Consider the following 14,053-nt stretch of genomic DNA (forward strand, 5'->3'; position numbering starts at 1 on the left):
TCTCTACCGCCATGCTCACATTCTTTCACGTTAACGATCAATGAGCTTAGAAACCACTCCAACCCATCAGCAAAGATTGAATGGAGACGGGGGAAGGATACAAACGCTGTGCTTCCGCTTGTAAAAGGCTTTCATTGATTGCATCGAAATTGGTGAACGCATACATCTTTTGAATGCTCGTTGAACACAACCGACTATAAATCAATTCAAACAAGGCTTGTAGGGCTTGTGCTTTAGCAACAGGCGTTGGGTAAATCTTGTGATAAGCAGACTGAATCTCCTCGAAGATTGCTGGATGCTGTTGAGCGATGAAATGAGTTGCAATGTTCTGTAAGTAAAAATTAGCGTGAAGTTTATCTCCAAAAAATCGAAGTTGCTCGGTTCGACCAAAGCGCACGCTAAACGACATTCCCGTCTCGCAGTATTCTAAGTAATGCCAAATGCCAGCAGGCATAAACACGGTTTCACCCGGATAAAGTAGAAAATCATAGCCGTTTGCATAGTGAACAAAAGCAGTTTTGTCGGATTCAGAGAAGTTTTCTAGAAAAACATTACTAAAATTGCCGATGGGACTAAGCTTCTGCGCTTGGTTCGCAGGAATCAGAATCACCCGCTTTGTGCCAAATACTTGATGAAGCAACACCTGACGATAATCCCCGTCAAAGTGGAGATGAGCATAGTTACCCGCATTCCCAAGAAACAGCAGCGATGCAACATCAGAGAAAGTCTCATCTCCATTGATTCGAGCATAGTCCGGGAAATCGAAGCGTTGTCGGATCTCAGGCGGAGTCAGTCCTTCTGTCGCCATTAAGCGAGTGTCTGGATTAGCTTCAATATAGTCAAGATACTGTTGAAATGACCAAAGCTTCTTTTCACGCTGATCCAGCAAAATCGAGGTTTTGAGAACTGACGAAGTAAACTCTTCCTGGACTTCTAACGGCATTGAGCTTAGGTAGATTTTGGCACTCTCGATCGTTCTCAATTCATTCATTGCATCCGATGCAAACAAATCGGTGAGAACGACAGGTTTCTGTTTGAGAAGATAGTCTTGTTCAAACACTTGCACTGAAAGCGCGGAAATTCGTTCAATGTTGTCTAGCGTTTTCATCCTGACTGCTCCGAACTGAGTGATTTTGTAGCTCCTTTTGTTAGTGCGATCGAGGTCATATAAGGAGCCATCCGATTTTGCACAAAATTAAACATGGCAGTATGACGAAGCGGAACTGTCCAAATTCCGTTGCGAATTCCTGCTTGCGCTTGTCGTCGAATCGCTTCAACATAAAGCGGAATGATTCGCCCTCGACGCTGAAAATCCGCCCGAATAAAGCTACAGGTGTAGCGGATTGTATCTGGGTTTAAGCGATGCGTGATGACCCAGCCCACGATAGTTCCTTGATAACGGACTCCTAAGCTATTGAGCGATTCGATCGGTTCTTGTTCTAAAGGGGCAAGATCGGAGGGAATCCAAGTGGCGGTGGTTTGTTGGTGTTGTAAGTACGATCGCTCTTCATGCGTGAGTTGAGCCCAGGGAAAAATTGTGAAGGTTGCAGGCAGATGAGATTGAGCCATCCAGGGCGCTTGAGCAATTCGATCAATCGTCGAGCGTCCCACAAGCATTCGCGTTTGCGGGGCTGTCCAATGAAATTTCTCTAACAATCGTTCCAGAATCGAAGCCGAAGGTTTCCCAGTCATGTAGACAAGCTGAACTTCAGCACAACCTTGATCGGCTAGAGACTGTTCCAGCGCTCCGAGCAGTGCGGTTCCAATGCCTTGATTTCGGGCAGATTGCGTCACAAAAATAGATCGCACTTCTGCTCGCTTTAAGTCTGCTGAAAGTTCTGCCAGAATTAGCCCAACCGGATAACCATCTTTCGCCGCTCCGACAGCAATGCAGGAGGTTTCCAGGCATTGTAGGTGCGATCGGAATGCAGGAAAGGTAAAGGCTTGATAAGGAAGGGCTGTGATCGAATTCAGGCGCTCTAGAGTCAGCATATCAATCACCAATACAGTTGCCAAATGCCGCGACACTTTAAGCCGTGTCCTTGCAGCGTGATTCTGACATCATTCGGTTGAGCCTGCCAAAAGGGTGCAACTTGGTGATAGTAATATCCAGAATGCACAGCCGCATCACCAATCTGATACCGATAGAGCTGTTTATCTCGTGTGTCTAAAAGGTTGCGAACTTTCTCTTGAGACAGACCCAGCGTTTCGCTGCGATGCAAATCCCACACATACATTCCAGCACCGTTTTGGGGAAGTGCGATCGCTAGGGTAAACGAAATCGGATGATTGAAGTCAATGTCACTATAGGACGCACCCCAGTTAAACAATAAATGCGGCGTATCACAGTGAATCGGCGTAGCAATCACATTAGGATTATATCGTTGCTGAAACCATTCGTCATGCAGCAATGCTTGCGGTTGCTCAAATCCAGGAAACGATTCAAAAATGTGAAACCCTGGAAGGGCAAAGCTCTCCGGGTAGCAAACTGGGGCTTGTAGCACCTGAGAAAGTGTCTGGGCGAGTTGGTCGTAGAGCCAGCCTAAATGATTCTGTAAAACAGGATTCGCTTCAGCCGCAATGCGACCATAAGGACACTCTGGATTGTTGGCAATGTCGTAATAGTTGGATGCCCCAAGTGTATAAAACGGTGCGACCGGATGGCGTTGAATCCAATGTGATCGGAGTGCTACGATCGTTTGCCTCACCCGCGCACAGTCTGATGCTGTCAGAATGTTGATGGATTGAACAACTTCGGAATTCAGTGTGATCATATAGCAACGAGTGCGGGGAAGGTTTTTGTCGATCGACGATATTCATCCATTGAAGTGATATAGTCCGCCATGCGATGTCTTACAAACTGCACCATTCCTGGGTGGATATAAGGCACAACCCAAGACGCATTTGGAATATCAGGTCGAGTGCAATGGCGGTTGATGGCTTCGGCATAGAGGGGAATGATTCGCCCGCGTTGCCGCAAATCGGGACGAATGTAGCTGCAGCTATAACAAAGTGTATCGAGGCAAAGCCGCTGAGTGATCATCCAACCGACGACTTCGCCTTGATAGCGTAATCCTAAACTATTGAGGGGTTCCATTGAGGCTTCATACTCAAACGGACTCAAGCTAGAGGGATACCAATCCGCGTTTAACAATGCGGCTCGGTCTGCTAAAGTTAGTTCCATCCAAGGAAAAATCTCAAACGATCGTGGTAAAACCGCTCGTTGTACCCAAGATGCTTGCTGCATCGCTTGAGGAGTACAACGACAAATCAGCATTCGAGGTTCAGGATCAGCCCAACCACATTTTTCTAAAACTCGTTCTAGTGCTTTAGCCGTTTGCTTACCCGCTGCATAAACTAAGTAAGTTTCCTGACAACCGAGGCTGATTAAGGCTTGCTCGATGCGATCGATTAATCGAGTGGCAATACCTTGATTGCGATACTCAGCTTTGACAAACAGAGAAAGAATTTTTGCGGACTGTGCTTGAATCTCTGCAAGAATCAGTCCAGCAGGTTGATTATTCTCGCTGGCACCGATCGCGATCATCTGACGACCTAAGCCGACGCTTTGCAGCATTGCCTGGAACTTCGGGAAAGTCATCGTCCGAAACGGAGGTGCAGAAAACAAGTTTAATGATTCAAAGGTAATCATGGTTAAACCTAGAGAGATGGAATCATTTGAGCAACACTATTCGGCACGATTAGATCAATCGGTTGCACTATCTCAGGCTTCTTAAAATCAAGCAGCAAAACAATCCGATTTGTGTTGCCGCGATGCCAGACTTCATGTTCCATCGTGTCATCAAAAACCAGACATTTCCCTTCTTGCCACTGTCGAGTTTCAGTTCCAACGCGCATCGAACAGCCTTCAGGCACCACTAATCCCAGATGACAGCGCAGAACCGCACTGGTATAGCCTGTATGCGGCAGAATGTGGGTTCCTGGCTGTAAACAAGAAAATCCTGCGGTGGTCAGGTTGGGAACTTGCTCAAGGATCGCTGTGGTTTGAGGGCAACGCTGGCAATTCTCATCGAGTCTGCGCCCGAACGCATAAAAGCCGAAGACATCCCAAGCCCCTTGATACAAAAATCGTTCTGCCCACGGCATGAACTGAGCCGATTGGAGTTGCTCAAGCTCCTGACGAATGATCAACCAATTCGCTTCGAGCAAAGCAGTAAATGGAAAGTGAGCGGGGTCAAAAAACATAACAGTGTACCTTTGCGAATCACCAATACAGTTGCCAGCATCCACGACTGAATAATCCGTGTCCTTGTAACGTAATTCGATCGTCATCTGGTTTTAAGTTAGAACCCGGTGCAGCCTGATGTAATGTCCATCCAGAATGCACAACCAATGATCCAATCTCATACGGGTAAAAGCGCTGCTCGCGAGATTGAATGAGTTGCTGCAATGCTGCTGAATCGGGCATTTCTGATTGCTCAACATTCCAAACATTCAACCCTCCACCTGACTGCGGGAGTGAGATGGGTAAGGTGAAGGAGATTGGATTGGTAAAATCCGTATCCTCTGCATCCCACTGCAATTTTTGATACTGCAAATCAATGTGAATTGAAGCGATCGGAAACTCAAAAAGAACACACGATAGATAAATATGAAGCCCAGGCAGCGCAAACGAGTGACTATAACTGATTGGCGCTCCTAGATGTTGAGCAAGAACAGTTCCTAAGCGTTGATACAACCCAGCAAATCGACTAGAGAGTAATGGATTCGATCGCTGTGCAGATTGCAGATATTGCTCATTTTCAGCAGCATCGAGATAGCTTGCCGCTCCCAGCGTGTAAAACGGTAGAAACGGATTGCGCCGTGTCCAATCCTGCTTCAATTCATAAATCACTGAGCGAATCGTTTGACATTCGGATTCACTCAACATCGGAATGCTGTGAAACGTTTGAAAGGCATCTATTTGTGGCGAGGGTTTCATCATGCCAACATCCAAGCTTGAGAAGTTGATTTTGGATCAAGTAACCAGAGCAACATCAACCCGATACCAGCAACGCCATCGAGTAAGCCAGGAATGATTCTGCGTTCTGAAAACTCGTGCAATCGCCAGTAACCGCGCCGCTCATAAAATGTCGTAGTTGCAACTGCGGCTTGGATTGCAGTTTCCCACAATTCCGGGCGATTTAATTGCTGTGCTGCTTTTGCCAGAAACACAATTCGCCCCGCTTCACCACAGCATAAATGATGTTGTGCTTTGCCAAGATGCTTCTGGGTTGCTGCGATCGCTCGTTCAATATCAATCCAAATCTCCGCTTCATCTTCCAGCATTCCCAAGCTTCCCAGCCGAGCTAAACCAATTCCCGGAGCGCCTGCACACCAGCCTGTCATAAACTGAGTGTGTCCAATCGGCTGACGAAAATCCGCCCAGTCTTGCTGCTCGATCGCAAAGTTCTGCTGCTCGAATGCGATTCCGCGCTGAGCCGACTCCTTAAAGCGTGAATCACCTGTTATTGCATAAAGCTGCAACAACGCATAGCTAATTCCTGCCGCACCATGTCCCATTCCCATCAACGGACGCTCAAACTCAGGAATAAACCATCCGGCTGCTGCTCCCGAAGCTTGGGACTTGAGAATCGGAGTGGCAAGATCAATGGCTCGATCGACTAATCTTTGATCTGGATGCAGTCGGTGTAGATGCAGCAAGGTGAGCAATCCTCCAGCCGCGCCACACAGAATATCTGGATTAGTTTCTCGCAGTAGCTTCTCTGGGGTTAGCTTGAGAGCGATCGACAGAGCTTGATCAATCAAGCTGCGATCGTTGAGGCATCGCCCGGTTTCCGTCAAAGCATAGATGCCTAACCCAATCCCGTGATATCCCGAAACGGGAAGGTCATTCCACAATCCCGCTTGGCTGAATTGCTCTAGCATTGAGAAAGTAAATTTCATTCCTCCTCGCGCTAAACGGGCGTATTGTTCGTTTCCGGTGTGTCGAGCGAGATTGGCAAACAATAAGCTTGTTCCTGCTGCTCCCGCTGCGTGCCACGGATAATGATGCACTGGAGCGACCATTGCAGAGTTGTTAGTTCGTCCTAAACTAAGCCAACTACTACCCTCCATATGATTTAGGGCTAGATTTGTCAGAACTTCTGCGATCGCGCTTAGGTGCGTCTCTAACTTCAGCATCGGATCAGTGGCTTCTGTTTCGGCTACCGCAGCATTTAATGGAACCCAACCATTGAGTTGTAACCATTCAGCATTCAATGATTGATTCAACCAAGCGGGTTTTGAGGTTTGATTCGGGGCTGCTTCTAGATTCAGTGCCATGGCTAATGAAACCCGCAAAAGTTCCGCTTGCCAAATTAAGTCTTCTTCAGAAGCATCTTCTAGGCGCTGCTGCATCTGTTGAAAGCTTGGCTGCTGAACAAAGGCAGGATAGAGAGTGCCCTCACTAGAATAAATGTCGATCGAAGCAGGCGATCCATAAAAACTAGGAATGTCGAGCCAGCGTAAGCACTGCCGTTCTTCATCGACGATCGCTTGAGTCGGAGCTAGACTGGCACAGGTCGGACTCAGTTCACTCAAAGACTCTAATGCCACAAAAAAGGCTGCACCACTGGTAAGCTGATCGGGTGCTACACTCCAGGCTAGTAATCCAGAATAATCGCTCGTGTCGCGCACTAAAACACGAGTTTGCACCGAGTAGAATGCCTGCAATGGGCTTTCTTCTGAAAGTAAATACTTGCGATGCTGAAGTAACGTTCGATAAACCGCAGCAAACCCTTGTACAACGTCAGGTAAAAAGCGATCGACCGAAATTCGCTGATCATTCAATCGCGGTAAGCTCTGATCAAAATGCAGAGGTTGAGCAGTGCGTTTGAGTGTTAGTCGATCGGTATTGATGTTGCTCCAAGCTGAAACCGCAGTATGCCAGGGGCGATCTCCACTGCCATTGATCCCACTGGCAGCAAAAAGAATCTGATCAAAATCTCCAGACCGCCAATAGGTTGACATTCCGGTTGATAGCATCGAAAACAAACTCGAAGGTAAAAGATACTTCGGCAGATGTTTCCATTCACGTGCGGGAACATGAACTCCACTCGTCAGTAGCGCTTCTAAGTCGATCGGAACTGGATATTCACCACATGGAATAAAGTTTTCATAGTGAAAATCCACGCCACACAGGAAGTAAGCCAGCGCAACATGCCCGCCTTGACGTTGATAGTATCGAGCGATCGCTGCTTCAGAATCACAAGATTGAGTCGCAACAAATTCTGTCCAGCCATATTCAACACGATCAAGAATTTTGAGTGTCTTAAATGTCGGTGTGCTTCCGGTTTGATTTAACCAATCGATCAAGTGATAGAAGGCATGATCGATCGCTAAGCTCCGAGGCTTATAAATTAGTTTAGTTTGATCGCTCACTTGAACAAGACAGACTGTTCGCCCTCCTTGATGGGAATCAGACAATCCGGGAAACAATGCTGCGATCGACGAAGTACGATCACAGCCAAAGACTTGAGCCAGATCGACTATATCCTGCTTAAATCGTGTTAGTAATTCGATGATTGAACTGGCAACTTGTTGAGTTGCAACGGCTAAAAGCCGCCCTAATACTGGATATTGCAGCAATAGCTCTGTGAGTCCTGCTGAATTTCCTAAAACTTGCTCAGCAAAATATTGATACCGTAGCTCTGGAGTGTCACCCAGCAGTTTGCCTTTGAAGCTGTGTTGCTTGACTTCATAAGCAATAGTGCGTGCTGATAGCTCCGACAATCGCCAAACTAGATATCGTCCGATCGTTTCGATCGCATTCCAACTTAATAAGTCTGGTTGCTGTGACTGAATTTCCCGCAGTGCCCATGTGACAAAAGGATGTAGAAACTGTGGAAACAATGGCAGTGCGTCAAGATTGATATCATACTGCTGCAATTCTGCTTCTGTCCAGGCTTGCAGTTGTGCAACACTAACAATCGGTTGCTTAAAGTTGTCAACTTGTAGAATGGCTTCTAACACGATCGCCCAGTCTGGAACAGGTGCGTTTGCAGGAAGCTTACGTGGTGTCAGAAACGCGATCGCACTGTCTTGATCCAGTCCTAACTGCTGTAAACGTTTCTCGAACGCATTTAGATAAGCCTGTCGCATCCCTAACCGTTTCTGCCAGCGAAGGAACAACTGTTCAGAACCCTGCCGATCGCTCGATAAACGGGTATCACAAATCGTTGACCATTCATCGGGAAGTAAGGCTTTTTCCGTCAGCGATCGAGCAATGGAAATTTGCAGGGGTTGGGCAATCATGGGCAGTTAGGACATATGTTGATCAATCATGCGATCGCAAATTGATCGCAAACTGGCACTATCTGTGAAGGTTTCTTCGTCATAGACAATGTAGCCACGAGGAACTTCTGGTGTTGCTTTACAAGGACTGATTAATTGAATCGATCGCGTGACGAGATTGATCAAAAATCCACTCACACAAGCGATCGTGCCGTCGATCACAGGTTGTTTTCGCACTGTCCCGAATGTCCGTCCTGCATTAATTTTGGGAGCAAGTTCAGCTTTAAACGGAAACTGCGTGATCACAACTGCTTCTGGATTTTGTGGCACAATCCCGACAAACGCCAACTCTTCAGCCGTGAATTCTTTATACACGCGATCGAGCGTTTTGGCTGACAAAATTGATAGCCGATTCAACTTACATCCTTTTTCGAGCGAATGCTTGAGCAGCGATCGCAACCGTTCAGGATATTTCGTTGGTTGTGCTGTGGTAGTTTGCGGAAAAATTCCTAAAACATCATGAAACTCAGCCGCAAATTGCTCATAGTCAGGATTATCAAGCGGATCAGTCGCCCAATAGCAAAATCCCGCACTCACAGCCGTTCCAAGTAGATCTTGTAGCACCTGAAGAATCGATCGCCAAAGTTTTGCATTTTCCGGTGTGTAGTAGAAATTGCCTTGCAGCGACGAAGCGGAGATCGCGCAAAACGAGCAACCAACTGAGCAACCTTGACTCAGTTCAAAACACACAGGAACGTGCGCTAGATTGGCAGCGATCAAAGGCATCTCGCACTGAGTGCGCTCAATTTGCCGCGATCGCCAAGCTCGATACTTGGCATGACTCGATCGAGCACTGATTGATTGGAGTTCTGACCAATGTAAGCGCTCTTGACCAAACGCAAAGAAATGCTGAAGCGTTTCGGAAATTGTTCCAGGCTGATGTGTCCAGAGGGATTCAACATCTTGTAGCGCTACGGCAAGTCCAGCTTGTTGAATCGCCTCACCCGGATTGCTTTGCAGCGCTTCCCGAAAGCTACGATCGACGCAATATTTTTCCAAGAATCGTTTGAGATGGCTCGTAGTCGAGAGGCGTTGTTGCAACGCTGCATCCGACAGATCACACCAAGATTGCGTCTGTGTTCCTGCCCATTGCTTCAAATTCTGGCGCAGGGATACCGCATCAATCAAGCCAATGTTACTAGAAAAAAGGGAAGCACTCATAAAAGTCATCTGATTAAAAATAGCTCCCCAATTTCAACCACTGATTTCAGGGAGCTAGGATTCAGCACAATGTCTGACTTGGCTCGAAGGAACTCATTCAGACGATCGAAATGCTGCTTGACGCAAGTTAGGGATTAGCACTTGCCCTTTGAACTTGCAACTGTGCCACCTGCTGTTGAGATACCCGATGCTACACCGCCTGCAACTCCTAAACCGCCAGCAATAATTCCAGTGACGGCTGTTCCAACTGCACTAAAGGCTAAAGCAGCAGCAGCGATTCCGAATCCTCCGGCAGCGACTCCTGTAACTGCACCAGCAGATCCACAGCCGACGCCCCATTGTGCGCCTTTAGACAGTCCACCCGCAACCCCTTCAAGATCCATATCGCTCAGTTCTGAGTCATTCGGGTTCGCAGGCAAAATCATGTGGCGCACTTCTGGAGTGTTTTCATAGACATTGACGGTCATCTCTTCTGGGAGTGTTACGCCCGTCGCATCTTGAATTGCAGCTTTCGGCGCAGCTAGCAATTGCGTCTTGAACTCACTGTCTGCCCAGGCTCGCTTCATCACTTTCCCTGCAACCGGATCAAGCGCTTCAGGGTCAGCCCCTTCAAAAATCGCTTGCTCAGGCAAAATAAAGTTGAGGCAGTTTGCCGTGTTCTCATGCACTTTAACGTCAACTTGGTCGGAAATGTCCAAACCAAACTCAGACAAGACAGGCTTCGGATCGCTCAATAAGCGATTTTTGAGCGCTTCATCGCTCCATACCTGCTCTAGTGCTTCTTGAATTGTTTGCATTGTCAAGCTCCTAATATAGATTGAGGCTCTTCGCTATTAAATGCGATCGCACTCATTCCAGTGTTGCGTTTCCTTGGTTAAACATTGCATTTCTTTCGATCCCGTTCGAGAACTAAGAAATCGCAAGTCCCTCGGTGTTGATTTCGCCACGATCGAGGGGTTTGTCCATAGATTTGCCGAAACTGGCGAAAGAAATTGCAAACATTCAAATAGCCCACCGATCGCGCAATCTCCTCAATGGAGCGATCGGTTTCAATCAATAAAGCCGATGCAGCTTTCATCCGACGCTGTATCAACCAACTATGCAATGATTGCCCAGTTTGCTTGCGGACAAGGTGAGTTAGATAAGTCGATGAATATCCAACCGCCTCAGCAATATCTTTTAGCCCAATCTCTTCTGTGTAATGCGCTTCGAGAAAGTCAAATACAACTTGAAGCCGGGCAGACACAGTGGGAAAAATCGTTGAATCTGATGGAACTGTCGATTGAGCGGCATACCATTGCTTTAGTTTGGCTTGGCGATCGATCCGGACTGTGATCACTCTCAGCAATTCTGCGATCGAAAACTGAATCAGATAGTCATCTGCACCGAGTTCCATCCCCCGACGATAGTCTTCTGTGGTTGCTTGAGCGCTCAGAAAAATAAAAGGAATAGGTAACGTTGCGGTCTGTTGACGCAGCGAAGCCAAAAGCTCAAATCCGTCCAGATTCGAGGAATTCACGCCACAGAGAATCAAATGAGGCAACCATTGATGTGCTGTTTGCATTGCCATCTGTGCGGTTTCACAGCCGATCGCGTGAAATTCTTCAGCTTCAAGACATTGAATTAACTGTTCTCTAGCTTTCCTCTCAGTTTCAATTACCAAGATTTTGTTCATTTTCCTACACCACTTGCCGAGCAATTAACTGAGAAAACAAGCCATTCTGCTTTGCTAACTGATCAAAATTTCCGACCTGCACGACTCTCCCTGCCTGCAAGACATAAATGCGATCGGCATTACGAATCGTACTGAGGCGATGAGCAATCACAATCCGCGTTACATTCAGTCGATCGAGGCTTTCACTGACGATCGCTTGAGTCCGGTTGTCTAGCGCACTGGTCGCTTCATCAAAAAATAAAATCCGAGGTTTCAGCACCAGCGCTCGTGCAATAATCAATCGCTGCCGTTGTCCACCAGAAAGATTGCTGCCACCTTCGCTGATGACGGTGTGCATTCCCATCGGCATTGCCTGAATATCTTCGGCAAATCCCGCCATTTGTGCGGCTTCCCAGGCTTCGTCCATTGTGACTTGAGCGCCAGACGCAATGTTGTCAAAGATTGAGGCAGAGTTAATTCGGGCATTTTGTAAAACAACACCAATTTGACGACGCACTGCATAGATATCCAACCCTGCCAAATCTTGTCCATCATAGAAAATGCTGCCTAGCTCTGGAGTATCAAACCCCAGTAAAAGTCGCAGAATGGTTGACTTACCACTTCCAGAAGGGCCGATCAAGGCAATAAATTCACCGGGATTTGCTTCTAAACTGACATCATCAAGCGTCAGTGCTCCGTCCATTCGATAGCGAAACACTACATGATCAATCTTAATACCTCCAGCGAGTCTACCTGGATCAGCTTTACTTTGATCGACTTCTGGAAGTTCTTCGAGAATCGGCTTGGCTCGTTTCCAAAGCGGAATCACTGACAGAATACTGAGAGTGGTATTGCTCAGACTGGTAGCACCACTAATAAAGGTTCCAAATGCAGAACTAAATGCTAGAAATGTACCTGTTGACATTGGCTCTGCATCTAATGCAGTCTCAGGTTTTGTCAGCATTCCTACCACAAACCAGTACAGCGCGATCGAGGTTAAGGTCGGCATGATTGTATTGAACAATATCACCACATCTTCGATCAATTGAGTGCTTAGCTCTAGCTTAATCTGCTGACTATATCGACGACTCCAGTAAGCGAACGCTCGTTCTTCAGCTCCGGCAACCCGCAGCTTCGAGATGCCATTAATCAATTGCACAACCAAACCAAAAATGGTTCCTTGTAGCTCTAGCAGCGGACGCTGTTTACGAAGCAGCAGCACGCCTGAAACAGTGGTAACAATGATCGAGATCAGCGCGACGACGATGGCTACGATCGACAGCTTAAAGCTATAGAACATCAGCAATCCCAGATTCAGCAGCGAGAAAAATCCGCTAAACAGGGTTCTTAAAGTCGTACTGCTCAACTGTTGCCGAATGCTACTGATTGCGGTGACGCGAGACTGCAAATCTCCAACCGAGTACCGCCGAAAAAATCCCATGCGGAGATTAAGCAATCGATCCCACACCGCAGCTTGCGTGGTTGCATCTGAAGCGGTTTCCGATCGCAAACTTGCAAACGTTTGAGTAAGCTGAAACATCGTCGAACCAAATGCAGTCGCTGCGAGTCCTAATGCAAGCTGAAGCACTAAGCTACGATCGCTGTTCGGAATTGCTGAATCCATCAAAATTCCAGTCGCTTGGGGTACAACCATGCCCAATACCGACCCCACAATACCCATCACGATTACAGTGGCAAAGTCTTTGAAGCGTCCTCTGCCTGCAAATCGGATTAAATCGCCCGCATTCAGCAATGTTGCGGGTAGGGGGCGGTAAAACATCACGCTTTCCGGGGCTAAAGTTGCAGCCACTTCAGGAGTCACAAGCGATCGGGATTGGTCTGTGGGATCAAACAAGTCGTAACGCGCTCCCCGAATCGGTAACAAAGTGACCGGAGATTGATCCGCCTTGCGATAGGCGAGCAGTGCGCCCGCATCTTGCCGCCACCAATCACCTCGCAACAACACCCGACGGCTGCGAATTCGAGACGATCGCACGATCGCTTCTAAGGGATCTTTCAGCCGCGATAAATTTTCTGATTTTGCCGGGGGACGGATCTCGATGTTGAGCGATCGACCAATTGCACCCATCGCAATCAGTAAGGCATCGCCTTCAAAAAAAGACCGCTTCTGTTTCGGGATCAGAATCGAAGCTAACTCACCAAAGGCAGATTCGGTCACTTGCTGATTCAGCCGTTCTTTTTCCGCAAAACGCTGAAGTTCTGATTGGGCTTCTTGTTGTTCTAGCCAAGCAATCGCATCGAAGACAACCGCGTGGAACACGGCTAGGCTGGATAAAATTTGATTCCAGTTCAGATCTTGAGTCGCGCTGATCGTCAGAGTCGATCGCTGTTCTGCTTTAATCCAAGCGTGATGACTAAGGGGAAACCTACCTGTTTCTACATCTAGCGACTTTATCCCCATCCAGGAGAAGCATCCGGTCTGCACTTGCAACCAATCGATCGTAGAGGATTGATAAGTCTGACCTGCTTCTAATTCCAATGATGAAAGAGATTGTTGAGTTGCTGTGTTTTTCGTGTAAGTAATTGTATTTTCAGATTGAATTGCAGCACTGAGATGATGAATCCAGGCTTCAAGCAGTGAGACCAGATCAATCTGAGAATCGCCCTTCTCGGCTGAAATCGCGTACTGTACCAATTCAGTTGGTTCGATCGGCACCACTAAAAGCTGTCGATCGCTCTCCTCCAATTCAGAATTAAACAATGCCGCGCCCGCTTCCAAGCTAAACAAATAGCGTCGAGCCGCAGGGGTTCCCTGTTCGACCGACACTGCAAACACTGCCACAGAGCCAGACCGAATCCACCAAAACGTTTCGTCTGAATCAGTGAGAAATAAAGGCTGATTCGCAGTGATGTTTTTAACGCGTCCAGTCGCTTTGGCAAAAAATGAGTTCAGCATGAATCAAATCGCAGATAGAACTTTAA

The 14,053-nt window shown here is 47.4% G+C and carries 11 protein-coding genes; all 11 read right to left on the minus strand.

Annotation, left to right across the window (positions count from 1 at the left end; translation table 11 throughout):
* Positions 1–46: 46 nt before the first annotated feature.
* The 11 genes from H6F51_25020 to H6F51_25070 all read right to left on the minus strand — a co-directional run bounded on the left by H6F51_25020 (position 47) and on the right by H6F51_25070 (position 14,027).
* Positions 47–1,108 (minus strand): cupin-like domain-containing protein, encoded by a 1,062-nt coding sequence (locus H6F51_25020; protein MBD1825735.1) that lies wholly within the window; start codon positions 1,106–1,108, stop codon positions 47–49.
* Positions 1,105–1,992 (minus strand): GNAT family N-acetyltransferase, encoded by an 888-nt coding sequence (locus H6F51_25025; protein ID MBD1825736.1) that lies wholly within the window; start codon positions 1,990–1,992, stop codon positions 1,105–1,107. The genes H6F51_25020 and H6F51_25025 overlap by 4 nt, the downstream gene beginning before the upstream one ends.
* 5 nt (positions 1,993–1,997) lie before the next feature.
* The gene (locus H6F51_25030) at positions 1,998–2,774 is read right to left on the minus strand and encodes a hypothetical protein (protein MBD1825737.1); all 777 of its coding nucleotides are present in this window, start codon (positions 2,772–2,774) and stop codon (positions 1,998–2,000) included.
* Positions 2,771–3,652, minus strand: a complete 882-nt coding sequence (locus H6F51_25035) for a GNAT family N-acetyltransferase (GenBank protein ID MBD1825738.1) — start codon at positions 3,650–3,652, stop codon at positions 2,771–2,773. The genes H6F51_25030 and H6F51_25035 overlap by 4 nt, the downstream gene beginning before the upstream one ends.
* Before the next feature lie 8 nt (positions 3,653–3,660).
* Positions 3,661–4,206: an aspartyl/asparaginyl beta-hydroxylase domain-containing protein gene (locus H6F51_25040; protein ID MBD1825739.1), complete on the minus strand. Its 546-nt coding sequence runs from the start codon at positions 4,204–4,206 to the stop codon at positions 3,661–3,663.
* Between the two features lie 19 nt (positions 4,207–4,225).
* Complete coding sequence (locus H6F51_25045; protein ID MBD1825740.1) at positions 4,226–4,945, minus strand: hypothetical protein; 720 nt, start codon at positions 4,943–4,945, stop codon at positions 4,226–4,228.
* Entirely contained in the window at positions 4,942–8,256 is a 3,315-nt protein-coding gene (lanM, locus tag H6F51_25050) for a type 2 lantipeptide synthetase LanM (protein ID MBD1825741.1), read from the minus strand. Before lanM ends, H6F51_25045 begins: the two co-directional genes overlap by 4 nt.
* A 6-nt stretch (positions 8,257–8,262) precedes the next feature.
* Positions 8,263–9,456, minus strand: coding sequence for a radical SAM family RiPP maturation amino acid epimerase (locus tag H6F51_25055; GenBank protein MBD1825742.1), 1,194 nt, complete (start codon positions 9,454–9,456; stop codon positions 8,263–8,265).
* A 134-nt stretch (positions 9,457–9,590) separates the two neighbouring features.
* On the minus strand, positions 9,591–10,253 hold the full coding sequence (locus tag H6F51_25060; protein ID MBD1825743.1) for an NHLP leader peptide family natural product precursor: 663 nt from the start codon (positions 10,251–10,253) through the stop codon (positions 9,591–9,593).
* Positions 10,254–10,330: 77 nt separating this feature from the next.
* Positions 10,331–11,131 carry a helix-turn-helix domain-containing protein gene (locus H6F51_25065; GenBank protein MBD1825744.1) on the minus strand — a complete coding sequence of 267 codons (801 nt, stop codon included), beginning with the start codon at positions 11,129–11,131 and terminating at the stop codon, positions 10,331–10,333.
* A 4-nt stretch (positions 11,132–11,135) separates the two neighbouring features.
* On the minus strand, positions 11,136–14,027 hold the full coding sequence (locus H6F51_25070; GenBank protein MBD1825745.1) for an NHLP bacteriocin export ABC transporter permease/ATPase subunit: 2,892 nt from the start codon (positions 14,025–14,027) through the stop codon (positions 11,136–11,138).
* Between the last annotated feature and the right edge of the window lie 26 nt (positions 14,028–14,053).

This window comes from Cyanobacteria bacterium FACHB-DQ100 (assembly GCA_014695195.1).
Taxonomy (GTDB): domain Bacteria; phylum Cyanobacteriota; class Cyanobacteriia; order Leptolyngbyales; family Leptolyngbyaceae; genus Leptolyngbya.